The sequence below is a fragment of the Bacteroidota bacterium genome, assembly GCA_016713925.1.
Taxonomy (GTDB): Bacteria; Bacteroidota; Bacteroidia; order AKYH767-A; family OLB10; genus JAJTFW01.
This window is the reverse complement of the sequence record JADJOH010000007.1, coordinates 728,385-753,220: the sequence shown is the minus strand read 5'-3', so window position 1 is coordinate 753,220 and position 24,836 is coordinate 728,385. Positions and strand designations below refer to the sequence as shown.

The following is a 24,836-nucleotide window of genomic DNA, read 5'->3' as shown; positions in this document are numbered from 1 at the left end:
AATTTTAGTTAAATTATAACACCTCTGCACTAACAATGCAATTTAGCACATTTTATAGAGAAAACCAACTCTGAAAAGGATTTACCGGCGGCAAGACCCCTATTTAGCAAAAGGGCATTGACCATTACAACATGGCTTTCATCGGAGCAATGAATTTCTGAAAGCGCTCATGCACCTTGAAACCCTCCTTTCGCCACGAGGTAAACCAGGAAGATTTCTCTTTAAAAGCAAGTTTAACTTTCCAGAAGCCAAATACCAGCAGCGGACAATAAGCATCATACTGCAACTGCTGACCCGCGACCTTCACTTCAAACACCAGCAATGCACCAGTGCCGGTTTCCTTATAAAATGTTTGGTAGTGCTCCCTCCGCTTCAGTTTAAACGTGATCAGATGAGCCATGGAAAAGGTGCTGATCGTTACTGAATCCTTTTCAAATGCCACTTCGGTGAACTGCTCTTTATTGAACCAACGTCGAAGGGATGACATGGCGTCTTGCGCTGCTGATGAGGTGAGATTTACTTTATGAGAAATGGAATCCATGGCTGGAAATTATAAAAATTGTTAGGAAGAAAATAAAAACTCCATAGAATCTTCATTATCAATAATTTATAATTATAAATAATTCCATTTAAAAAACTTTCTATATTTGCAGCCTGCAAAAAGGGGAATTAGCTCAGCTGGCTAGAGCGTTTGCATGGCATGCAAGAGGTCATCGGTTCGACTCCGATATTCTCCACACTTAGAATCAACACTTTAGAGAGAGAATCTTTAAGGTGTTTTTTTGTTAAGAGGGATATTATCATTTTGACAGCAAAAAAAATTTCTTCTTAAATTGTTTGATTATTTTGGTTGCATAATTTCTCTATTTTTACTGTATTTGGCGGAAGTTTATAACGACAATAATAAGTCAGCGCTCACCTTAGAATTCCAGTATATGAAGTCTGAAGAAATAAAAAACTTGTTTACTCAATTTGAATTGGCAGCAGCCGAAATTGAAGGATTAGAATGTTGGAGTGCACGAGAATTGCAAACCCTTTTGGGTTACAACAAGTGGGAGAATTTTGAAAAGGTCATTGAAAAAGCAAAAGCTGCCTGTACCAATGCGGGCGAAGAAATTTCGAATCACTTTCCTGACGTCAGGAAGGTGATAGAAGCAGGCAAAGGAGCACTACACGAAATTGACGACATTCTGCTAACTCGTTATGCTTGTTATTTGGTGGCTCAAAACGGAGACAGCAGAAAAGAAGAAATCTCTTTTGCCCAAAACTATTTTGCAGTACAAACCCGGAGAGCAGAATTGGTCGAGCAAAGACTCTTAGAAAATGAACGGGTAATTGCAAGAGAAAAACTAAGTCAAACCGAAAAACAACTTTCGGGTATTTTGTACGAAAGAGGTGTTGACAGTCAGGGATTCGCTATCATCCGTTCTAAAGGCGACCAAGCTCTTTTTAGACTCAATACACAAATGCTTAAAAAGAAAATGCGCATACCTGAAAATCGACCTGTTGCCGATTTTTTGCCCACCATCAGCATTAAAGCAAAAGACCTGGCGGCAGAAATGACGGGTTTAAATGTGCAAAGCAAAGATTTAACAGGGCAAAGCAAAATTGAGAAAGAGCACATAGATAATAATTCAGCAGTAAGAGATATGCTAAATAAAAGGGGTATTATACCCGAAAATCTACCAACAGCAGAAGATGTAAAGAAACTGCAACGCAAATTGGAAGGTGACGAGAAGAAAATTTTAAAAGATGCCAAAGAAAAGAAAAAAGGAAAATAAGCTATAGCAAAGAAAGTAGAATCCATAAAACATAAAGCCGATACCGTGTTCATATTCCGGGCAAGGAGGAAGTTGCCGGCAGGTAAGACTGCTATAGGAAGTAATTTGGTTTTATGCGCGCCTTCTCTTATCTTTATATTCTCGTATGTGGTCATGGCGAGAAGTCAGGGGCTGTTAATGGCAATTTTATCTTGCATATAACTATAATAGTAAAACTGTTAAACAATGAAAAACTATCTGCCAATTTTACTATTACTCACTTTAATTTATTCTGCTTCATTAGGTCAAAAGCAATATGACAATTGGTATTTTGGCCGTTATAGAGCAATGAAATTTACAAATAGCGGAGTAGTCCCAATTACAGGATCTCCGTTAATTTCGGCAGAAAACTGTTCTTCAATAAGCGACAGTTCTGGAAACCTTCTATTTTTTACCAACGGGGAATTTATCTGGGACAGAAACCACAATCTTATGCCAAATGGACTTGGACTATTAGGATGGGGTGATGTGCAACAAGGAGTGTTAATTGTTCCTTTGCCTTACAACAATAATGTCTATTATGTTTTTACTATTGGCAATCCAACCGGGCCATATACAAAGGAATTGAGGTATTCAGTGGTGGACATGACTTTAAATAATTTGTTAGGGGATGTATCTCAAAAGAACATTTTGCTTGATGTAGATGTGACTGAAAAGCTGACAGCAACCCTTCATGCAAACGGCCAAGATTTTTGGATTGTTGAACACCCGTTCACCTCAAATAAGTTCAAATCTTTTCTATTAAACTCCAATGGTTTGGATACAATACCAGTTACTTCACTAGCTGGTTTAAATCCATCAACTATAAGTTTTACAGGAGGTATAAAGATATCTAACAACGGATGCTGGCTCATATCTACGATTAGGTCACCAATCAGCGGTAAATTGGAGTTATTCCATTTTGATAATAATACTGGAATTGTTTCGGGAAACGCCTTTCTAAATTTTTCTAACCCTTACGGACTTGAATTTTCTCCAAACAGTAACAGATTTTATGTAAGTAGGAATGCAACATCGCCAATTTTTCAATTTGACTTAACCGCAGGTAATGACTCGTTAATTTTACAGTCGGGAATACCTATATCCGATACTATTCAGGGTGTAACTTTATCTATGCAGCTAGCACCTGACAATAAAATATATTTTGTTACCGCATCAGATTCGACCATAGGTGCAATAAGACAACCAGATTTGTTAGGCTTTAATTGTGATGTAAACGAATATGAAATATATTTTACCGACACCATTTCATCGAACTCATCCAGTTTGCCCAACTTATTCAATCTACTTTATACAGGTACGCTAACTTGTAGCCCGCAGACAAACATAGACTTTGTCGAGCCAGAAAATTTAAGCATTTCATTTCCGAATCCATTTACCAATCAACTTACTTTTCAAATGTTCAAAAATGAACCAACAACAGTTTCTCTATACAACTCTCTTAGTCAACTGATTTTTCAAATCCCATTTACAAAATCAGTGGCAATAAACACCGAACATCTTGCAAAGGGTATTTACTTTTATAATTTGAGGAGCAACAATGCTACATTGAAAACAGGAAAAGTCGTAAAACAATAAGAAGAATAAAACATGTCTCGGACGGAGGTCACGGCGGCAAAGCCGCGAACGTTATTGACAATTCATGAAAATACTTGTGTTTTTTTTCTTGATCCTTAGTACTATCTCTTGTCAAAATCAACAAGAGGTAAAATATATTATTTTGGAAAATGATTCTCTTTGCATTTTGCAAGAAAAAAAGGCTCTAGTGGATTTTCATAAGAAAAAGCTTAAGCTATCAGCGGAGAATATCACTGGATCAATATATGATAGCTTGTTATTTGCAGATTTTCAAATAGAAACTTATCGTGAAAGTAATCGAGAAAATTTTATCATGGCTTGCTACGAAAAGAGAATGGATAGTTTATTAACATCAAAATATGGACAAAACATTACTTTAGATTCCTTTTACAAATCTCATAAAATTGAATATTTCAATCTTACTGGAACATCACCAGAAAGTTTAACAGTTATTGATTTTGGAGAGCCTCTTGTAGAACTACATTTAATTCACTTTCTTAGGTTAAATTCCAACCACTCGAAGTACGAAGGACGACGAGATTCAATAAAACAACTTTTAATGAATGCAGGTTTAAGTCCTAAAAATATTAATCTTAAGTTCAAAGTTGATACTAATGGTTTGGTATCGGCCGTTTACTCAAATCATCCTGTTGAATCTAAATTGAAAAAAATATTATGGATGAAATGAATCGACATGGTGCTATTGGAATATTTGAAATGGATAATAAAAAGAAATCCTTTATCCTACCTCCTTTGAACTATGATTGACGTATAAACTGTCACTAACGCGTCCTTGCCGCCATACCCCTAAAAGACCTCGGAACTCCCAATATTTCACTTCGGGGTTTATTGGGCGCGTGTTAAAGTCATCCGAAGTAATTTGGTTATATGCACACCCTCCCCTATCTTTATTATCCCGGAAAGCTGACACGGTGGCAAGGCCGGGGACGCGTTTTACCCTACTTTAAAACTACAAAGAAATAGCACTATGACAAAAATGATCTTCAAAAAGGGAATTTACTTGCTATTGACATTTACTGTAAGTTTCCCATTATTTGGACAAACTGAAAAAGTAGATAGTTTAAAAAAAGAATTAATAGGGTCATGGGATTTTGTTGAGCTTCGTGACAACTATAACAACAAGGTTGACACAATTAAAAACGAATATGGCTTTGAAATTCCTAAAGGTCCTTTATTAACTTATAGAGCTGACGGAACTTATTCTAAACAGTTTACACCAGCAAACACAGACAATGGTAAATGGTATTTTGACATAGAAAAAAATGCCATTATACATTTTTTGTATTACGAAAAACCATACAGTTTAGCTGCAAAATATCTAATTGACCATGGACACGCTAAGCAAGATGAAAATGGAGAGTATTATGAAATAATCACAGATAAAGTTGTCGAGCTGACTGAAAATAAATTAATTTTATTAGAACGTGAAGAAAGACAAAGGAAATTTAAAAAATTGGAAAAGTGAGAACCACTCGATATAGCAGTTCCTATCCAAAAAGCGGGTTTTTCCCTCTATAGCCTGGCAAGCTGTGCTCCAAAGACATCGCGATAGCTATCGGAATTATTGTTTATCAATCTTTAGTTTTTCAAATCAAATATTGTGGTAAAAATCTCAACCTCCGGGTAGATGCAAAACCTTATTTTTCCGGAGGCCTTTTAGAAATGCTTTCAATGGAAAATGATTGAAAAACAACAAGCCAACTATTCCCTCTCACCCCACCACTACCCCACCATTCCCACAAGCCAACACTTTCCCGGTAAATTCTTTCTCTAAAAAAGGGGTGTTAACGGATTTTGAGGCAATGCCGTCCTTTGTAAACTTCCATTTGAGTGATGGATGATAGATCGTGAAATTTGCTGTAGTTCCCTCCTGAATGGATGGCACTTCCAGCCCTAATATTTTTCGTGGATTCAGCACCAGTAAATCATACAATCGTTCATCATTTAATTTTCCTTTAAAAGATTCCTGAAGTACACCATAAAAACTCTCCAGACCGATCATGCCGTTTGCCGCATAATCGAACTCCACATCTTTCGACTCCAGATCTTCCGGACAATGATCACTGCAGACCACATCAATGGTTCCGTCCAATACCGCCTTTCGTAATGCAATGCCATCCTCGGGTGCACGCAAGGGTGGCTTCACTTTAAAGTTACTGTCGAAACTATTGAGTCCGGTATCATCGAGTAAGAGATGATACACGTATACTTCTGCTGTTACCGGCAATTTATTTTTCTTCGCTTCGCGCAGGGCAGCAACCGCCTCCTTTGTACTTACTCCGCTAATATGTAATTTTTGTCCTGAATAGGCTACAAGACTGCAATCTCTTTGTATCGCCATCTCCTCTGCAATGGCAGGCATCCCTTTAAAACCAAGCAGGGTGGTGACAGGACTTTCATTCGTTTGCAACTTAGCGGTCAGTCCTGCATCATCCGCGTAAGCAATCACCGGTGCACCCACGTTTCCTGCATACTGCATCGCGCGTAACATCACTCCGGCATTGGAAACCGCTCTTTTATCATCTGTAAAGGCAACAGCACCGCTGAGCTTCATATCATACATTCCGGAAAGATCTTTTCCTTCTCTGTTCTCGGTCAACACACCCGCGGGATACACCTCTACCGGATGATCCATCGCCTGCCGCTTCACGAAGGAAATATCAGCATTCGATTGCAAGGGAGGATGAGTAGAAGGCATTAAGAGGACTCCGGTAAATCCACCCTTCGCGGCGGCATCTTGTCCTGTCCGTATAGTCTCCTTCTGTTCTTCTCCCGGCTCTTTAAAATACACGCGCATATCAAACCAACCCGGACTCAGCACTCCACCGTCACCATCAATCACGCGCACATTTTTCTCTGCCTTCAGCGATTTACCGAAGCTATGATAGCGGCCATTTTGAATCAACACATCTCCTGTTTTACCATTCAAACCTGAGGCAGGGTCGTTGATTTTTACATTCTTGATGAGTACGTTCATGCAGTTTTCCAGAATCTAATGAGTAATGTTTCCATCAGTAAAAATAATAACGCGAGGACAATGGCATATTTCCAGAGTGAAAATCCTTTGTTTAACACGGATAATGTTTTCCCGACATCCTGCACCGTCGACTTCAGGAGGGTCCAATTGCTGAGGCCGGCATTGGAAAGCTCCTGACTGATTTCATCCTCTGTAAAAAATGTCATCAATGATTCGTTCCTGTCAAAATTGAAAGCCAACACGGCATTCACCACATTTCCCTTCATCAGTTCAAAGTGTCCGGACGATGTTATTTCTTCACCCACATCAATCAGCAAACCACTATTCATCATTTTCACACCAGGAATGATGTCGGAATTCAACTTCTTATTTACCAAATGAAAAACTTCATCACCACCCGGAGGAGCAGTATTCAAAACAATGGGCTCCGTACGTCCCAGCGTGTTGGCAAATGCAAAAGGTTTTACACTCAGCACAGCCATTCTATATAACAAGGGAGCGAAGATGGCATGACGGGAGAGGTTACTGAAACCCGGACTCAGTGGTACAGCAAAAAGATAAACATTCCCACGTCCTGCCGGATAATAGGAAAGGAACGAAGCGCCTCCCTGTAACTTCATCAGCACTTGTTTCCTGCTTTGCGAGACCGTGGCCAACTCAAAATACTTCATCGCGGAAGGGTAATCTATCTTGCCTTCCTTCATTTTTTGGGGATCAAAAACTCCATCAAACAATGGATGTTGCATCTCCACCTGCACCACTTTATCGGCATTCGTATTCAATCCGGTGATGCCATCCGCACCTACTAAATTCAAAAACAACCGCCAGGAATTTAGTTCAGCTGCCGAATCCGGAAACAGACATAGGGAACCACCGGCATCGATATATTTTTTGAGTTCATCTGAAAGTCCACTGGAAAAAGTGGAGATGTCATCCACCACAATCAGATCCTGCTTTGCAAATCCGGAATAATCCACATTGCCAATGCCTGAGCTACTGTAATTGAAATAAGGATCATTGCTGAACAAGGCGGGGAGATAAGGCGAAGGATTCCCCTCGTAAACAGCGAGCACATTCAATTTCTCTCTGACTTCAAAAGAAAAGAAATAGCTATCGTCAAAAGTAATCGGGTGATCCGTGATGCTGAGTTCCGCTTTCTGCCAACCCGGCTGACTTATGGTAAAACTAAAGGTTGTACTCACAGATTGGCCGGAGGGGATGCTCAGAGAGGCCACTGCCTTTTGTGAACCATTTAACAGCAAACGTACCGGCACATTTTCCGCATCTTTCTCACTGCTGTTCCGTATTCTGACGCTTAATTCAGCGGGCTGATTGATTTGAACGACCGGACTACTCAACCAGCAGGAATCAATAAATACGTTGGCCGTTTCCTGCAGCGGCAATGCCACTAAGGTAATATTCAGCGACGAATCCTGTTTTACTACATTAAAGTCCGCCGTGCTTTTCTGAAAGTCACTGATAATATATGAAGTACCGTTGGCGGACGATGCCGAACTAAAAGCTTCCTTCTGCCTTAACACCACTTCACTCAAACGACGGCTGACGGGAGATAATTTAATACGGTCCACTTCATCCACTGCATCATCTCTGCTAATCAACCGCTGCTGAAAGGCTTCAAAGTCGTTGGTCAGCACCTGAAAACGTGTAGAGGCCGGGTAAGAACGGATCACTTCCCTTGCTTTCAGACGGGCCATCTCCAGCAATGTACCCTGACTGGAAACCGCATCCATGCTGAATGAATTATCAATAAACACAGAAACCGGCTCATCCGTTCTGCCTTGCGCTGCCTGACCGGAAGGAATAAATGGCTGAGCAAATGCCAGTATTAAAAAGAGCAATGCCAGCAACCGTGATAACAAGATGAGGAGATGCTTTAATTTGCTAACACGGGAGGTTTCCTCTTTGAGTTCCTGAAGAAAGCGAACATTGGTAAAAAGGACTTTCTTATATCTTCTAAAGTTAAATAAATGAATAATAACCGGAATGGCAAGGAGCAGGAGTCCGTAGAGATATTGAGGTGCCAGGAAATGAATCACAGTTTGATAGCTTCTTCGCAAAAATAGGCAATTGCTGGCCAATAAGCTCTTCAAAATTTCATTAAAGGTCAAAATTATTCTCTATTTCAGCCGAAAACGGAGGGCATACTGCTTCAGATTTCAACTTCAGGGATACTTTCTTTCACCCTTTAGGGTGAGAGAATTCGCCCTTTAGGGTGAGAGAATCGCCCTTTAGGATGAAATTTCACACCCTTTAGGATGAAAATGAGTTGCGCTATTGTTTTAGTTAAAAAGTCAGCATTACTTTGAAAAAAATAAAAATATGCCGGACCAACATAGTATCAAATTAAACGATGCCAAAACACTTACCTCAAGGTATAGAGATTCTGTATCCGATGAAACAATTAGAGCGTTCAAATTTGAACGAAGTGCCATTACCGAACTGTTTGCTCAGGACGATGTTGCAGGTTTACGCGTATATTTAGGAAGAGAACCTGATGGATCTTTGCAAGCGGTGCTGGTGGCCACAAATAGTGAAGGGAGAGATATCACCGACGTAGTGATGAATCATGCCTCACGGTGTCCTGCAAACTGTGACCAGAATAGTGGCTTATAATCAGGAACAAATATAAATACGCAATGGTCTATGCATTAACCGCCACCACACTGATTGTTTTATTAACCGGTGTATTATTATGGCAGGAAATTAAAGATTCAAAATTGCAATTATTAGTAATGCTTCTTATAGCAAGTTTGATAGCCGATATTAGTTCTCTAGTCACCATACATTATTTCAAATCAAACATTATCAGTTATAACCTCTTTACTTTAGTTGAAACACCCCTTGTACTCTTTTTAATAGGCAGCTGGATCAGCCCTTCCAAGTTTTCGAATTTAATTCACTACCTGTCCGCTGCCTTTTTTTTATTTTGGTTATTTGAGAATATATTTATTACTGGTTTTTATTCCGCCTTTGCTGACTATTCGGTTCTGCTCGGGGAATTATTGTATTATTTGTTAACATTATCTACCTGTATAAACTGAGTTTAGAGAGTTATACACCCGTGGTGCATTTACCGCAGTTCTGGATTTCGGCCTCCTTCCTTATTTATTATTCGGTAAGTACCATTCTTCTCACTACAATGGGAATTACGCAATCAGCGGGGCCGCAGATTACGAACATGATGTCGAATTTTCATATTATTGTACATATATTAACCACCTTACTCTTATTAAAGGCCTTCCGGTGTTTGCCCAAACCATCCACTTCACTTCAGTAATTATCTTCCTTTGTATTGCTTTTCTGAGTCTTGCCCTATTTTTACTCTATATAGTGTATAAGAACAATCTGACAAACATTAATCGCCGTTCTGAATTGCTTCAGGCTATGTTAAAGGCTCAGGAAGGGGAAAGAGAACGATTGGCGATGGATCTTCATGATGGTTTAGGTGCGAAAATTTCAGCTTTACGTCTGGAACATGAATCACTTTCAGGTAAAATAAGCGGAGAGCATGTCGAAAAATCAAAACAAATTCAACAACTTATTGAAGAGATCAGTCAGGATGTACGCATCATCAGCAGAAATCTTGTCCCCTATGATCTGGAACGTTACGGATTAATTTATGAGCTGGATAAACTTCAGTATAATATTGAAACCGTTTATAACAAAAGATTTATTTTTAACACAGAAAATATGGAAGGTCGCCTCCCCTATTTTGCCGAACTAAATATCTTTCGAATGATTCAGGAACTTGTAAATAACACCCTAAAACATTCAGGTGCAACCGAGATCCACCTTTCTTTCATTAATGACAATAAAACGATCAGCCTTCGCTATCATGATAACGGAAAAGGGTTATTGAATGAAAATGAAAAAAAAGGAATGGGCCTCTCTAATATCAATACGAGAGCGGAACATCTGCATGGTAAAGTGCAAATTAAGGAGAATACCGGAGATGGTTTCGAAGCGGTGATAACAATACCTATTGACGGCTTTCAATATCTATGAAAAACCCCATCAACCTATTGATAGCAGACGACCATCCCTTATTCAGGCAAGGTTTAAAAACTGCATTGAGTGATTGCTCTTTTATCAATGAAATTTACGAAGCCAATAATGGACAAGAAGTACTTCAGTTTTGTGATGTAAAGGCTATTGATCTTGTGCTGCTGGATATTCATATGCCGGTTTTAAATGGAATAGAATGCGCAACACAATTGCTTCAAAAAAAACCGGACATTAAAATCATTGCCATCACTTCATTCGAAGATAAATGGCATATTGAACTCATGCTGGATATTGGTGCAAAGGGCTATCTGCTCAAAAGTGTAACCAAGCCGGAACTGGAACTTTCTATTTCCAGCGTAATGGACGGGAAAATGTTTTTCTCCCCGGAGTTAGTTGGAAAGATGCTTTACCGTTCAGCAGAATTTATGCATAAGGAACCGGGATTAGATATCAGCGAATTGCATGAACGGGAGAAAGTCATCATTAAACTTATCTACGAAGAATACAGCTCTCAGGAAATCGCTGATAAATTGAATATTTCGGAAAATACGGTCAAGACTTACCGAAAATCACTATTTGCAAAAACCGGTTCCAAGAATGTGGTAGGCCTTATGAAATACGCACTGAAACAAGGCTGGTTCTGATTTTTGAGCTGCATTCTCACTATCTTTTCTCTTTCAGCATTTTAGATTTAGGGTTATTAACACCCGTATGTAGATTAACTTTTCGATAGCTGAGTACAGTTGGGTTTAATCCTCCGTTAAATTCGGAGAAACCCTCACCCCTCTATGCCTAAGGCCCCCGCCATTAAAAATAAAGACCGTAAAATATTTGTCCTTGACACGTCAGCGATACTTTTTGATCACAATGCTTTCTTTAATTTTAAAGAACATGATGTTGCCATTCCTATCACCGTCCTCGAAGAAATAGATCGCTTCAAAAAAGGGAATGATGTCATCAATTACGAAGCAAGAGAATTTATCAGGTCTATCGATCGCCTCTCTGCGAGTTTCTCACTGCAGGATTGGATACCGCTAAATGGACCCACAAAAGGAAAGTTCAAAGTGCTGATGCATGAAAAAAGCAGCACTATTGATGCAGATATTGTTTTTGGCGAACGAAAAGCAGACCATCGTATCATCAATGCCGCGTTAAGTGTGCAGGAAGAAAATCCCGGACGTCGTGTGGTTCTGGTCAGTAAGGACATCAACCTTCGCCTGAAAGCCCGCTCCCTGAACCTGGCTTCAGAGGATTATGAAACCGGAAAGGTGAAGGACATCAAAGACCTTTATACAGGGAAGTCCATCATTGAAAACACAACAAAGAAAGTCATTGACAAAATCTACCAGGATGGCTGGTGTGCCTGGAAGGATGTTGTTAAAGTTCGTCCGATAAAGAACCACTATTTCATCTTAAGAAGTAAAACAGAAACCAGTTCGGCATTGGCCTGGTACAATCCACACACGGATAGAATTGAAAGGATAGTGAAAGAGCCGGCGGCAGGAATTCGTCCGCGCAATGCAGAGCAAGCCTTTGCCATTCACTCTGTATTAAATCCAAATATTTTGCTCTCTACGGTAATGGGTGTTGCAGGATCGGGAAAGACATTACTGGCGTTGGCTTCTGCACTGGAACAAAAGAGCAGGTACCGGCAGATTTATCTGGCCCGACCGATTGTCCCTCTCAGTAATAAGGACATCGGCTATTTGCCGGGAGATATTAAATCCAAGATTAACCCGTACATGGAGCCCTTATGGGACAACCTGAAATTCATACAAAGTCAGTACAAGGAAACGGATAAGGAATTTCAGAAAATCAACGACATGGTGGAAAATGAAAAACTGCATATCACTCCACTGGCCTATATAAGAGGGAGAAGTTTGAGTAATATCTGTTTTATCATTGATGAGGCGCAAAATCTGACACCGCATGAAGTAAAAACCATTATCACGAGAGCGGGAGAAGGGACAAAAATTATTTTCACGGGAGATATTTTCCAGATCGATACTCCCTACCTCGATTCACATAGCAATGGGTTGAGTGCCATCATTGACAAGATGAAGGATCAGGAATTGTATTCCCATATTACCCTCGAAAAAGGAGAAAGAAGTGAATTATCTAATCTGGCAGGTCATTTACTATAGGCCGTATTTTTTAAAAACACAAAACTGTACAAACAGAAAAAGGCTCCATGATAGAGCCTTTTTCTGTAAATACTTGTTTTTTTTAATTTGCCGGAGCAGGAGCAGCAACAGTATCAACAGCAACTGTTGTATCTGCAGCCATTGCAGCCATCGCCGCTTCTTCAGCAGCTTTCATAGCAGCATCAGCAGCGTCTGTGGAATCCTGAACACGTTTAGCTTCTGCAGCTTTCTCATCGGCGCTAGGTCCGCAAGAGGTAAGACTGGTTAAGCCGGCAATTAAAGCAATAAATAATACTTTTCTCATGGTTGATGATTAGGTTAGATTTATAAATGGTTGATTTCTTTCAAACATTGTAGGTCAAAATTAGCCCTTTCCCTGACCTGCCTTCCACTCTTCAGGTTTAGTAGGGGTCTTAGGTTTTGGTGTAGCTTTTGGTGTAGTTGCCTTTTTCAATTTAGCACTAACCTGAGCCAATGAATCTTCCATTGCCTTCATTCGAAGAGAATCTTCAGCAGCTTTCTGCGAGGCCATAATACTATCTTGACGTGCAGTCTCTACTTGAGCAATGCTGTCTTGAACATGCGCTTCAACCGCAGCAATAGAGTCCTGAATTCGTTTTTCTTCTGCTGCCTTTTCTTCGGCGCTCGGTCCGCAAGATGTAACCAAAGAAATGGCAACAGCAGACATTAAATAAACAAGCTTTTTCATGATGTGTTTTATTATTAGTGGTACAAATGTATTCATAATTAAATTTGGTAAACAAATAAAAAAATAAAACTAATTTATTTCCTAAATTTGCCCTTCAAATTAAAGCATTAAAAAAATCATGAAAAAAGCACTATTTATTGTTGGCTTGTTAGCCACTACCTTCTTATTTATAACCGGTTGCAGTAAAGATGACACCGAAGCTCCAGTAATTTCATTAACCGCTCCAATTAATGTTACTTTAAACATCGGAGAAGCATTTGTTGACCCGGGATATTCAGCGAGTGATAATGAAGATGGAGATATTACATCTAGAGTATCCGTAGATCTGAGTGATTTGGATGAAAATACAGCCGGAGAATACGTTGTTACCTATTCAGTTACGGATGATGCTGGAAATTCAGCATCAGAATCTCGTAATGTTACTGTTCAAAATAGCTTGACTCCCAATAATATAGCAGGAACTTGGAATGTTTCTGAGGTTTGCGGTGGGGGGCCATCTACCTACATTGACACAATTTCTTATTCTGATGTTCAAAACGGACGAGTATTGTTTACAAGATTCGCAAATTATTTGAATGGTGCTGTTTATGCTGATATCAATATTAGTGGTGGAACGGTAAACATCCCTACTCAAAATGTAGTTTGTGGTCAGGCTCCTGCAGCAAACCGTCAGTTCAGCGGAAACGGTACTTACAGCAATGTCGGGGGTGTGTTTTCTATGTCTATTACCTATACTGAAGTAACTAATGGAACATCCGTTACTTGTACTGGAGCTTATACCAAATAGTATTAACATACTAAATTAGAATTAAAGGCCGCCCTATAATAGATAGGACGGCCTTTAAAATTTTCAATAATTCCTTTCATTGAAAGATGTAAATAGGGTTCATTAATTTGTGACAAGAAAGAAATACTATACTTTATTACCTTTGAATCATGTTTCCGGCTAAATGGTTTAATTATATATTGCTCCTTAAAAGGCTAACTTTTACCCTGTTAATGTTTCAAATTAGTCGTTTAGCCTTCTTGTTCGTGAATCCTTCCACCTATAATGGAGAGTTTCTTCCGGTGTTGCTCGCCGGAATCAGATACGATATCACCGCGATATTTATTCTGAATTCATTGGTCGTGGTATTGCATCTTTATCACGGCAAGTATCAATACAACTCACTTTATCAACTATTTATATCTTTTATTTCCATTTTTATAAACGCTCTGGCGCTCCTTTTTAATTTAATCGATACGGCATGGTTTAGTTTTATACAAAAACGAAGTACTGCTGATATTTTCGGTTTTATAATGGGCGGAGATGATGTTTCCAATAACTTGCCACAATACCTGTTGGATTATTGGTACCTCCTGCTCCTTTGGCTGCTGATGATTTCCGGTCTAATCATCTTTGAAAAAAAAATCAGAAAAGAAATTGCCATAAAATTGAAATCCGGTCCCGGTTTTTTCAATATTTCTGTTCACATCCTCTTATTCTTCTTTTTGCCGGAATTAGTGTAATTGGTTTCCGGGGAGGAATTCAACTTAAACCGCTTTCTGTTCAAACTGCTGCAAAGCTGGTTCCCTCAGCATCTATACCACTCGTGCTGAATACTCCTTATACGATTATAAAATCATGGAATGATCAGTTATTAGCAGAACCGGATTTTATGAGTTTGAATCAGGCCAATGACCTACTTCCGGTTCACTTTGATAGTAAATCAGATTCCGCATTTCGTCCGTATAATGTGGTGTTGATTACTATGGAAAGTTTTTCCTTTGAACACATCAGTTATTACTATCCCGGAAAGAACACAACCCCATTCTTTGATTCATTGCTCCGAAACACGATCTCTTTTCCCAATACTTTTGCCAATGCGAAACGATCCATAGAAGGAATTCCGGCAGTGATAACATCTCTTCCTGCGTTAATGGATCAGCCTTTTATAAATTCCGCCTACAATGTCAATAAAATCAACAGCCTTGCTTCTTTGTTGAAACCGCTGGGGTACCGTTCCGGATTTTTTCATGGAGGTAACAATGGCACCATGGGCTTTGATAATTTTACCCGACTTGCAGGATATGAAAAGTATTTTGGAAAAAATGAATTTGACGGAGATCTAAAAGATTACGATGGTCACTGGGGAATTTTTGACCATAGCTATTTTTCGTTCATGATTCGTCAGTTGAATTCCTGGAAGCCACCTTTTCATGCCGCCTTCTTTTCCATCTCTTCACATCATCCTTACAAAGTACCTGCCTCCTATCAAAATAGAATAGATTTGACTACTCCTCCTATTGAACAAGGCATGGCTTATGCAGATGCAGCCCTCGCCGATTTCTTCCGGGAAGCCAGTCAACAAAGTTGGTATAACAACACCATTTTCGTCATTACTTCCGATCATAGCGGTCCGGCCGGAACAGCATATAGCGCCAATCGTTTAGGCGCTTATCATATCCCATTGCTATTTATCATTCCGGGTGAAGAAAAATATAAAGTACATCTTGAAACGGCTCAGCAATGTGACATCCTGCCGTCGGTTTTACATCTGTTGAATTATAGTGGCAAATACAGTAGTTTCGGAAGAAATTTATTTGATTCAGAAAAAGGATGGTCCGTTAATTATTCCAATAACTCCTGGCAGTTGATCACGGATCAATACATCCTCTTATTTGACGGACAAGAAAGCACACATCTTTACAGCAGAGAAGATATTTATTTAAAAAAGAATCTTATCAGAAAAGAATCAGCAGCAGTTCCGGAGATGGAAAATTTCCTCAAAGCCATCTTGCAGCAATACCGCTACTCTCTTATCCACAATCAGCTTGTTAAACCATGAAGAGATTACGCGTCCTCATTAACCCGATTGCCGGACATGGCCTTGCACCCACTATCGCTAAACTGATAGATAGTTCACCACTCATCGGGCAATATGAAGTGGATACGCAAACCACCGAATACGCAGGACATGCAGCAGTTTTGGCAGAAGAAGCAGTGCGGTTAAATTATGCTGGTGTTATCGCGGTGGGTGGAGATGGAACGGTCAATGAGATCGCCGCACGGCTGGTGAATACGTCAACAGCACTGGGCATAATTCCTTCAGGATCCGGAAATGGTTTAGCAAGACATCTCGGCTATTCCTTAAAATTTCAAACCTGTTTACGACAAATTGCACCTGCAGAAATCAGGAAAATCGATACCCTTTCCATCAACAATCATTTTGGATTAAATGTTTCCGGACTCGGATTCGATGGATTTGTAGCATGGCGATTCAATCAGGAAGGAAAGCGGGGACTCAGCAATTATACCCGCATCGCCTTAAGCGAATATTTCAAATACCCCTCCATCCGGTTTCAACTAAGGATTGATAATAAAACCATCTCCACAGATGGACATATGCTCGTTATCGCCAATGCTTCACAATTTGGGAATGCCGCCATCATTGCCCCATTGGCTGAACTAAATGATGGCTATATGGATATTGTCACTGTGAGAAAACCGCCATTGTTACAAATGCCGGAGTTGTTCTATAGATTGTTCAATGGAAGTTTAAAAGAAAGCAATTATTTGAAATCCTATAAATGTAAATCGTTTCAAGCGGTTGCTGACAGGCCGGTACATTTACATGTGGATGGAGAAGCACACTCGCCAATTAGCAGTATTGATGTGAAAATAAATCCACTATCCTTACTCGTATTTATGCCACAAAATGATTTGAAAATTTGAAAATTGGCTGATTTGAAGATGTGTTAAATTAAATTGGTTAAATGGAATGAAGATAAAAGTTAAATCAATAGTGTAATGATTTGATCGCGAAGCCTCGCGATTTGAAAATTGGTTGATTTGAAGATGCATTAAATTAAATTGGTTAAATTAAATGAAGATCAAAGTTAAATCAATTGTGTGGGGAACAGATGATGAAAATGATTTTTAGTCCAAGTTCATTGTGTTACTAAACAGTATGCCGGAAGCCGGTAGCCGGAAGCAGGTAGCAGGTAGCGGGAAGCCGAAAGCCGAAAGCCGATAGCCGGAAGCCGGAAGCCGGAAGCCGGAAGCCGGAAGCAAAAAATTTGATGAATGCAATTAATTATATTTAAGAAAAATAAAATAACAATTACATGGACGCGAACTATTGGGAAAACAGATACCGTAATGGAGCAACAGGTTGGGATATCGGATCTCCATCTACACCGCTGAAAGAGTTTATTGATACGTTGACCAATCAGGATATCGATATTTTAATTCCGGGATGCGGGAATGCGTATGAGGGATCCTATCTTTTTCAATCCGGATTCAGGAAGGTAAAAATTCTTGATTATGCTTCGGATCCTCTGCTTGAATTCAGGTCAAAGAATCCGGACTTCCCGCAGGAGAATTTAATACATGATGACTTTTTCAATCATGAAGGCCACTACGATCTGATCATTGAACAAACATTTTTCTGCGCGCTTTCTCCGGAATTAAGACGTGCGTATGCAGAAAAAATGGAGCGTTTGCTCAAGCCGGGTGGTCGACTCGTTGGATTACTTTTCAATTGTAGTTTTGAACAGGAAGGTCCGCCATTTGGAGGGGAGGAATCCGAGTACAGGCAATATTTCGATAAGAAATTCATTATACATAAGATGGAAGCCTGTTATAACTCGATTGCACCCCGGGCCGGTAAAGAACTCTTTATCAACCTGATCAAACCATAAGGCCCGATTAACTATTTTCGTAGCCATGACACTTCGTCTCCCATTTCTGCTCATTCTATTACTCCTGACTTTCAGGAGTAACGCTCAACCGGGAAATGCTTCGTACATACCTGAAAATGACTTTCTTTATTCCTATAAAATCAATTATTTAAATCAGGAAACGGGCTTAACGCTTTCAAAGGAAAGTAATCTCCTGCTGTATGATACCCTCGTGAACTGGTTGGGTACACCGTATAAATATGCAGGAAATTGTGACAGGGGCATTGATTGTTCGGGATTCGTGAATGTGCTTTGTGATCGGGTTTATGGAAAAAAATTAGGTGCAAGAAATTCGGCTGAAATATATAGTCTGATCAATAAAATCACGCGGGATGATCTTAAGGAAGGGGATCTGGTCTTCTTTAATACCCGCAAGAGAAGAATTTCACATATCGGCTTATATCTGGGAGATAATAAATTTGTACACTCCAGTACATCAAGAGGAGTCATCATCAGCGATCTGAATGAAGAATATTATAAGCGACGGTTTGCCGGGGCCGGTAGATTAAGAGAAAATCTGGCAGAGGCAGAAGAAAATAACTAATATGGGAAAAGGGAAACCTACAACTTTATTGCTCAATAGCCGACAAATTCAACAACGCATTGACCGACTTGCCTATCAGGTGTATGAAGATAATTTCGAGCAGCAGGACCTCATCATAGCAGGCATTGCGAAGAGTGGTTTTGTTGTTGCCGAACGCTTGCAGGCAGCATTGACTAAAATTTGTCCAATTAAAACAGAACTTATTGAAATAGAAGTTGATAAGGAAAATCCTACCAAAGTTGGAATGGAGCCGGCCATGAGTAAACAATCCCTGAAGAACAAAGTAGTGATTGTGGTGGACGATGTGCTCAATTCAGGCAAAACATTGATTTACAGTCTCCGCCCATTTCTAGATGCGGATATGCGTAAAATAAGAACCGTCTTATTGGTCGACAGGGATCATAAACGCTATCCGGTAGAAGCAGATTATGTTGGCATTACACTAAGCACCACTTTACAGGAACATATACGTGTTGATTTTACGCCCGGCAAAGAAGCTGTGTACCTCGAGTAGGAAATCTGTTTCCCGTTAATAATTAGTTAAATTCAAAAAAAAATCATTTTACATGCGTTTACTTTGCGGCTTCGCAGTAATCAACAATGAAAATCTATAATCTGAAAATGTGGTTACCGGGACGGAGGATACCGGTTTTGTTCGTCCTGCTGTTTGGTTACTTACTTCCGGCTGCTGCACAAGCTCCTTTTTTGGCAGCAACTGCCACGAAGTCGAGTGTTGGTTTAGGCGAACAATTCCAAATCACCTTTACGTTTAATGCGGCAGGCCGTTCATTTCAAGGTCCTGACCTGAAAGACTTCGCTGTACTTTCAGGTCCTAATCAGAGTACAAGCATGCAATTTATCAATGGAAATTTTTCGCAGTCTATGAGTTTTTCCTATTACCTGCAACCTAAGGCAGTAGGAAATTTTAAAATTGGTCCGGCAACAATTGAATTTGAGGGAAATCGGATAGCCTCCAACGTTATACAGCTGACTGTAACCAAAGGTAGCGGACAACCTCAGGCCGGAAAAGATGATAAGCAGCGTCAGGAAAGTAATATCATCGGGAGCAAAAATATATTTGTCAAAGCGATAGTGAATAAATCAAGTGTATATAAGGGAGAAGGACTACTGGTTACTTTTAAACTTTACAGCAATGTGAACGTACTTGATTTTGCTGTTCCTAAAATGCCTTCTTTTGATGGATTCTGGAATCAGGATATTGAACTTCCGAAAACGCTTGAACGCACTACTGAAGTTTTAGACGGCAATCGTTATACGGTTTGGGAAATTAAAAAGATCATTCTTTTCCCACAACAGAGCGGAACGCTAACGATTGATCAGATGGAATTGGAATGTTTAGTAAGAGTGAAAGTAAACGCACAGCGCTCCAATGACCCTTTCAGTATTTTCAATGACCCTTTCTTTGGGATGGGCGGTGTGAAGGACATCAAACATTCTTTCAAAAGTGATCCTGTTAAAATAAATGTCAGAGAATTACCTCCCAATGCTCCTGCTGATTTCAAGGGGGCGGTAGGTGAATTGAACTTTGATGTGAAGCTGGACAAGAATCAAACGAAGGCGAATGAAGCCGTCAACCTTCGCATCAAAATTTCCGGCAATGGCAATCTTAAACTCGCCGACGTACAGGATCTTGAACTTCCCTCGGATCTGGAAAGTTATGATCCAAAGATCACAGAAAATTTTAAAGCAAGTGCAGGAGGAGTAAGTGGCACGAAAGTCATCGATTACCTGATCATTCCACGCCTGGAAGGAGAATATGAAATTCCACAATTGTCTTTTTCCTATTATAGTTTATCCAAAAAACAATACGTTTCAAAAAAGGCCGGACCTTTTATTTTAAAAGTTGAAAAGGGGACTGGGACGCAAGCGACGATCTCACCGGGACGCACCGAGAAAAGTGACTTCCGGATTTTAGGAAATGATATCCGTTATATAAAAAGTAACCCGCCGGATTTTAAGGAAAGCGTAAATATATCCTTTGGCAGTCCACTGTTTTATGTATTTAGCATTAGTCCATTTTTGATATTCGGCGCCTTCACCTTTTTTATAAGAAGGAGGGAAAAAATGCTTGGAAACACTACTCAACTGCGCATGCGCAATGCCACAGGAGTAGCAACCAAAAGACTTTCTCTTGCGAAAAAGCATTTGGGCACTCCAAAAGAAGAACTCGTCTTCGAAGAAATTTTAAAAGCATTGTGGGGATACATCGGGGATAAATTTCTGATTCCTCAAGCAGCATTAAACAAAGAAAAAGTTTCGGAAATATTGGCCGGAAAAAATGTTCCTGAAGAACTCATTCAATTGTTCAACAGAAATATTGATGAATGTGAGATGGCGCGTTATGCAGGATCCGCCATGGGAATAAAAGCAGAAACGGTATATGCGAGTGCGGCAAAAGTGATCACCGGAATTGAAGAAAAAATAAAAGCATGAGAAAGTATTTAGCAATAAGTGTCATTTTCTTTCTTTGCTTCTTCAACAGCTTCGGCAAGGAAGAAATGAATCCGCAGAGTTTATTCAGTAAAGCGAATGGACTGTATAGCGAAAAGAATTACAAAGAAGCCATCCTTACTTATGAAAAAATTCTTGCAGATGGAAATACTGCAGCCGAAGTATACTTCAATCTTGGAAACAGCTATTTTAAAGAAAACGATCTCTCAAAAGCCATATTAAATTACGAACGCGCACGCACGATAAATCCCGGGGACGAAGATGTTATTTTCAATTTACGGATGGCCTATAATTCGACGGTTGATAAAATTGAACCCGTTCCGATTTTATTTTATCAGCGCTGGTGGCAATCATTAATTCATACTTTTTCTCCCGGCACCTGGAGTATTATTGCTATCTCTTTGATATGGATCACTTTATTTGCCGGTATCGGATACCTCTTTGCCGCTACAGCAAATGGTAAAAGAAATGCGTTCTTATGTACATTAACCCTTCTTTTTATTTCCATGGCAATCTTTTACCTCTCCTACTCTTCTCATCGCGCCATCTACGGAAAGAATGAAGCTATTATCATGGCAAGCACCTCCTATATCAGAAGTTCGCCTGATGTTAAAAGCACTAAATTGTTCATGTTGCATGAAGGGACCAAAGTAATTATCATTGATGATCAAAAGGATTGGAAGCAAATTAAAATCGCCAATGGAAATGTGGGTTGGATAGAAAAAGATGCTATTGAAAAAATATAATCCCGCTTTCCAACACGTTTCATAAATTCACTTTTTCATGCTATTACTTTTCATCTATCTTCGTTTCATCCGATGAAAAAAATACTTCTTCTTTCCGACACACATGGTTATATAGATGAAAGCATCCTGCGACATGTTAGTGAAGCCGATGAAGTCTGGCATGCCGGCGATATTGGAAACATTTCTGTGGCAGATCAGATCAGTCGACTGAAGCCATTGAAAGCAGTTTACGGAAATATTGATGATGATAAAGTGAGAATCACTTTTCCCGAACACCAGTATTTCAACTGCGAGGGATTAAAAGTGCTGATGATTCATATAGCCGGTAATCCCGGAAAATACAATCCACAGGTAAAAAATTTACTCGGCAAATTTCCGGCGGATGTATTGATCTGCGGACATAGCCATCTTTTAAAAGTGGTTAGAGATGGAGCGAATCATTTACATATTAATCCGGGTGCGGCCGGCATACACGGTTTTCATAAGGTACGGACCTTGATCAGATTTAAAATTGATTCGGGGAAGATGAAAGAACTGGATGTCATAGAACTGGGCGAAAGAAGTAAATCAGCGTAAACGATCGGCAGAACGCACCAATGCCTCATCCTTTTTTATTGCACCTGTAGCCAATCGCGTAAACAAAAGCTGCAATGCCGGAAGCACACTAAACACGCCGAAAGTTATCATATGCCCTTCTCCTGCCACGTTGCTCAACTTTTCTACATCAAATACAATAAATACAATCTGAATTAACTGAAGGATCAGCAAAAAGTGGGTAAATCGGATTTGTTTCACACGACTTTTAAACTGAAGGATAGTAAATACGGCAAAAGAGATCGTCAATGCATTCAGCACCACTACCGGCCAAAGACGCATCAACACGTTTGAAGTACCGTTAGTTATTACATTCACTTCCAACGCTGATAAATGGTAGATCACCGGCTCGGCAGAGGCATTTGCAGGCACCAGACTCACAAAAGGGAAAAAGTACATGAGGAGGCCACAAATAGCGGTCAGGGACAGATAGATAGTTTGAATTCGCTGAATCATTGACTAAATTTTCTTACTGCAAAGATGTGCATAACCTTGTTGATAAAAAACAATGTAAGAAAAAGAGAACAAAACTTGCCGGATTAACGTTTTAATTGTATTATTGCAGTGTAATTGCGTTTGTAACGCAGTTTTTGTCAAAAAAGATTACAAAAAAAAGAAATCGGCAGGTTTCGTCGAAGTTCCCCCAAAACCCTTACCACCTTTACCTGATCGTTCAGGTTTATTCGTTTGTGTATTCACCCCAATAACATATTTACATGTTTGACATCATTCAACTGAATGAAAAACTCTTACCGGAATTGAAAGATATTGCCCGTAAGCTGAGTATCGAAAATTTCGAAAGTTTAAAAAAGCAGGATCTGGTTTATCGCATCCTTGATCATCAGGCCTTAAATCCTGAAATCAATTTTGGAGCTTTAGGTATTGAAATCCCTGAAAAAACAGAGTCTGTAAAAAAACCGAGAGCCACTTCTAAAGCAAAGGAAAAAGCAGCCACTCCTGCACCCGCTCCTGCAGCAAAGGCTACACCAGCCCCGGCTAAAACACCAAAGGCTGCACCTGCACCTTCCCCATCTTCAGCGGATGCGGATAACGATCCCAACCGTCCGAAACGGCAGCGAATTATTCCTCAACGTTCTGATGAGGAAATTGAAAAAGCATCCGGACCGGTGTACCAGCCTCATTCTGTGAGCAGCGAAAAAGCACCCCGGAAATCTTTTCAGCAGGAATTACCCATCAGAGAGTCGGATGGCATGCGTGCGGAAGCCAATCCATTTCCACCGGCAGAAAGATCTGCAGAGCCTTTCAGAGCCCCCAGTCGCGAGCCGATGGCTTACCCTACTCCTGCCCGTGAGATGCCGATTCGTGAACGCAAACCTATCGCTTCCACTGAACCAATTTTTGATTTCGGAAATGCAGTAATTGCAGAAGGTGTATTGGAACTGATGCCTGAAGGTGTCGGCTTCCTTCGCTCTTCCGACTATAATTATTTACCCTCTCCCGATGATATTATCGTTTCTCAGATTCAGGTTAAACAATATGGATTGAAGGCGGGTGATACCGTTCGTTGTTCTGTTCGTGCACCGCGAGAAGGAGAAAAATATTTTCCATTGGTAAAGATTGACACTATCAATGGCTTGTCACCCGAAATCGTTCGCGACCGGGTGCCTTTTGACTTCCTGACTCCGCTCTTTGCACATGAAAAATTCGACCTTGTATATGGCATGGGTAATTATTCTACCCGTGTTATCGATATGTTCACGCCTATCGGAAAAGGTCAGCGTGGACTCATCGTGGCGCAGCCTAAAACAGGAAAAACAGTTTTATTGAAAGAAGTGGCGAATGCGATTGCTGCCAATCATCCGGAAGTGTATCTCATCATTCTCCTGATTGATGAACGTCCGGAAGAGGTGACCGATATGGCGCGCAGTGTCCGTGCAGAAGTGGTTTCTTCCACCTTTGATGAACCTGCTGACCGTCATGTGAAAATCGCCAATATCGTACTTGAAAAAGCAAAGCGCCTGGTGGAATGCGGACATGATGTTTGCATCTTACTGGACTCTATCACACGACTAGCCCGTGCTTATAATACCGTAGCTCCGGCATCCGGAAAAGTTTTATCGGGAGGTGTGGAAGCCAATGCACTTCAAAAACCAAAACGCTTTTTCGGTGCTGCACGTAAAATTGAAAACGGTGGCTCACTCACGATATTAGCAACAGCACTCATCGACACCGGTTCCAAAATGGACGAAGTTATCTTCGAAGAATTTAAAGGAACCGGTAACATGGAATTGCAATTGGATCGCAAGCTCGCGAACAAACGCGTTTTCCCTGCTATTGATCTGGTGGGATCCAGTACGCGACGCGATGATTTATTACTGGATCGTGAGATGCTTCAAAAGATGTGGGTGCTTCGTAACCACCTGGCCGATATGAATCCCCTCGAAGCGATGGATTTCCTTCTCGATCGAATGCGCGGTACGAAATCGAATGAGGAGTTTCTTGTATCGATGAACTCGTAGATG

The 24,836-nt window shown here is 40.2% G+C and carries 25 protein-coding genes and 1 tRNA gene; 20 read left to right on the top strand and 6 right to left on the bottom strand.

Going from position 1 to position 24,836, the window contains the following annotated elements:
* Positions 1–124: 124 nt before the first annotated feature.
* Positions 125–541 carry a hypothetical protein gene (locus tag IPJ86_11290; GenBank protein ID MBK7887845.1) on the bottom strand — a complete coding sequence of 139 codons (417 nt, stop codon included), beginning with the start codon at positions 539–541 and terminating at the stop codon, positions 125–127.
* 122 nt (positions 542–663) lie between these two features.
* Here IPJ86_11290 and IPJ86_11285 point away from each other — a divergent pair.
* From IPJ86_11285 to IPJ86_11265, 5 genes are all read left to right on the top strand, one after another.
* A tRNA-Ala gene (locus tag IPJ86_11285) sits at positions 664–737 on the top strand.
* Positions 738–935: 198 nt separating this feature from the next.
* Positions 936–1,781 (top strand): DNA damage-inducible protein D, encoded by an 846-nt coding sequence (dinD, locus tag IPJ86_11280; protein MBK7887844.1) that lies wholly within the window; start codon positions 936–938, stop codon positions 1,779–1,781.
* A 225-nt stretch (positions 1,782–2,006) separates the two neighbouring features.
* The gene (locus IPJ86_11275) at positions 2,007–3,398 is read left to right on the top strand and encodes a T9SS type A sorting domain-containing protein (GenBank protein MBK7887843.1); all 1,392 of its coding nucleotides are present in this window, start codon (positions 2,007–2,009) and stop codon (positions 3,396–3,398) included.
* A 64-nt stretch (positions 3,399–3,462) separates the two neighbouring features.
* A complete protein-coding gene (locus tag IPJ86_11270) occupies positions 3,463–4,086 on the top strand; it encodes a hypothetical protein (protein ID MBK7887842.1) in 624 nt (207 codons plus the stop codon).
* Between the two features lie 300 nt (positions 4,087–4,386).
* Complete coding sequence (locus IPJ86_11265; protein ID MBK7887841.1) at positions 4,387–4,884, top strand: hypothetical protein; 498 nt, start codon at positions 4,387–4,389, stop codon at positions 4,882–4,884.
* A 246-nt stretch (positions 4,885–5,130) separates the two neighbouring features.
* On the opposite strand, the gene IPJ86_11260 is transcribed toward IPJ86_11265, so the two are convergent.
* Both IPJ86_11260 and IPJ86_11255 read right to left on the bottom strand, forming a co-directional pair.
* Entirely contained in the window at positions 5,131–6,396 is a 1,266-nt protein-coding gene (locus IPJ86_11260; protein MBK7887840.1) for a dihydroorotase, read from the bottom strand.
* Complete coding sequence (locus IPJ86_11255) at positions 6,393–8,453, bottom strand: BatA domain-containing protein (protein MBK7887839.1); 2,061 nt, start codon at positions 8,451–8,453, stop codon at positions 6,393–6,395. The genes IPJ86_11260 and IPJ86_11255 overlap by 4 nt, the downstream gene beginning before the upstream one ends.
* 283 nt (positions 8,454–8,736) lie before the next feature.
* Here IPJ86_11255 and IPJ86_11250 point away from each other — a divergent pair, with 283 nt between their 5' ends.
* The 4 genes from IPJ86_11250 (at position 8,737) to IPJ86_11235 (ending at position 12,566) form a co-directional block, all read left to right on the top strand.
* The gene (locus IPJ86_11250) at positions 8,737–9,030 is read left to right on the top strand and encodes a hypothetical protein (GenBank protein MBK7887838.1); all 294 of its coding nucleotides are present in this window, start codon (positions 8,737–8,739) and stop codon (positions 9,028–9,030) included.
* Between the two features lie 630 nt (positions 9,031–9,660).
* Positions 9,661–10,422, top strand: coding sequence for a sensor histidine kinase (locus IPJ86_11245; protein ID MBK7887837.1), 762 nt, complete (start codon positions 9,661–9,663; stop codon positions 10,420–10,422).
* On the top strand, positions 10,419–11,066 hold the full coding sequence (locus tag IPJ86_11240) for a response regulator transcription factor (GenBank protein MBK7887836.1): 648 nt from the start codon (positions 10,419–10,421) through the stop codon (positions 11,064–11,066). The genes IPJ86_11245 and IPJ86_11240 overlap by 4 nt, the downstream gene beginning before the upstream one ends.
* 144 nt (positions 11,067–11,210) lie before the next feature.
* Positions 11,211–12,566 carry a PhoH family protein gene (locus IPJ86_11235; GenBank protein MBK7887835.1) on the top strand — a complete coding sequence of 452 codons (1,356 nt, stop codon included), beginning with the start codon at positions 11,211–11,213 and terminating at the stop codon, positions 12,564–12,566.
* Between the two features lie 82 nt (positions 12,567–12,648).
* Here the strand turns inward: IPJ86_11235 and IPJ86_11230 are convergent, their stop codons facing one another.
* Together IPJ86_11230 and IPJ86_11225 are read right to left on the bottom strand one after the other, a co-directional pair.
* Positions 12,649–12,870, bottom strand: coding sequence for a hypothetical protein (locus tag IPJ86_11230; protein MBK7887834.1), 222 nt, complete (start codon positions 12,868–12,870; stop codon positions 12,649–12,651).
* A gap of 60 nt (positions 12,871–12,930) precedes the next feature.
* On the bottom strand, positions 12,931–13,311 hold the full coding sequence (locus IPJ86_11225) for a hypothetical protein (GenBank protein MBK7887833.1): 381 nt from the start codon (positions 13,309–13,311) through the stop codon (positions 12,931–12,933).
* 82 nt (positions 13,312–13,393) lie between these two features.
* On the opposite strand from IPJ86_11225, the gene IPJ86_11220 reads away from it, so the two are divergent.
* The 10 genes from IPJ86_11220 (at position 13,394) to IPJ86_11175 (ending at position 22,335) form a co-directional block, all read left to right on the top strand.
* Positions 13,394–14,062, top strand: a complete 669-nt coding sequence (locus IPJ86_11220) for a DUF5011 domain-containing protein (GenBank protein ID MBK7887832.1) — start codon at positions 13,394–13,396, stop codon at positions 14,060–14,062.
* Positions 14,063–14,274: 212 nt separating this feature from the next.
* Positions 14,275–14,784 carry a hypothetical protein gene (locus IPJ86_11215; protein ID MBK7887831.1) on the top strand — a complete coding sequence of 170 codons (510 nt, stop codon included), beginning with the start codon at positions 14,275–14,277 and terminating at the stop codon, positions 14,782–14,784.
* An 83-nt stretch (positions 14,785–14,867) separates the two neighbouring features.
* Positions 14,868–16,103, top strand: coding sequence for an LTA synthase family protein (locus IPJ86_11210; GenBank protein ID MBK7887830.1), 1,236 nt, complete (start codon positions 14,868–14,870; stop codon positions 16,101–16,103).
* The gene (locus IPJ86_11205; protein ID MBK7887829.1) at positions 16,100–16,990 is read left to right on the top strand and encodes a diacylglycerol kinase family lipid kinase; all 891 of its coding nucleotides are present in this window, start codon (positions 16,100–16,102) and stop codon (positions 16,988–16,990) included. Before IPJ86_11210 ends, IPJ86_11205 begins: the two co-directional genes overlap by 4 nt.
* A 392-nt stretch (positions 16,991–17,382) precedes the next feature.
* The gene (locus IPJ86_11200) at positions 17,383–17,958 is read left to right on the top strand and encodes a methyltransferase domain-containing protein (GenBank protein ID MBK7887828.1); all 576 of its coding nucleotides are present in this window, start codon (positions 17,383–17,385) and stop codon (positions 17,956–17,958) included.
* 25 nt (positions 17,959–17,983) lie between these two features.
* Positions 17,984–18,541 (top strand): C40 family peptidase, encoded by a 558-nt coding sequence (locus tag IPJ86_11195; protein ID MBK7887827.1) that lies wholly within the window; start codon positions 17,984–17,986, stop codon positions 18,539–18,541.
* 1 nt (position 18,542) lies between these two features.
* Positions 18,543–19,055, top strand: a complete 513-nt coding sequence (locus IPJ86_11190; GenBank protein ID MBK7887826.1) for a phosphoribosyltransferase — start codon at positions 18,543–18,545, stop codon at positions 19,053–19,055.
* 86 nt (positions 19,056–19,141) lie between these two features.
* Complete coding sequence (locus IPJ86_11185; GenBank protein MBK7887825.1) at positions 19,142–20,995, top strand: protein BatD; 1,854 nt, start codon at positions 19,142–19,144, stop codon at positions 20,993–20,995.
* Positions 20,992–21,759 (top strand): tetratricopeptide repeat protein, encoded by a 768-nt coding sequence (locus IPJ86_11180; GenBank protein ID MBK7887824.1) that lies wholly within the window; start codon positions 20,992–20,994, stop codon positions 21,757–21,759. The genes IPJ86_11185 and IPJ86_11180 overlap by 4 nt, the downstream gene beginning before the upstream one ends.
* A 72-nt stretch (positions 21,760–21,831) precedes the next feature.
* A complete protein-coding gene (locus IPJ86_11175) occupies positions 21,832–22,335 on the top strand; it encodes a metallophosphoesterase family protein (protein MBK7887823.1) in 504 nt (167 codons plus the stop codon).
* On the opposite strand, the gene IPJ86_11170 is transcribed toward IPJ86_11175, so the two are convergent.
* The gene (locus tag IPJ86_11170) at positions 22,327–22,809 is read right to left on the bottom strand and encodes a DUF4293 domain-containing protein (GenBank protein ID MBK7887822.1); all 483 of its coding nucleotides are present in this window, start codon (positions 22,807–22,809) and stop codon (positions 22,327–22,329) included. The genes IPJ86_11175 and IPJ86_11170 overlap by 9 nt on opposite strands.
* A 260-nt stretch (positions 22,810–23,069) precedes the next feature.
* On the opposite strand from IPJ86_11170, the gene rho reads away from it, so the two are divergent.
* Positions 23,070–24,833: a transcription termination factor Rho gene (rho, locus tag IPJ86_11165; GenBank protein ID MBK7887821.1), complete on the top strand. Its 1,764-nt coding sequence runs from the start codon at positions 23,070–23,072 to the stop codon at positions 24,831–24,833.
* Positions 24,834–24,836: the final 3 nt, after the last annotated feature.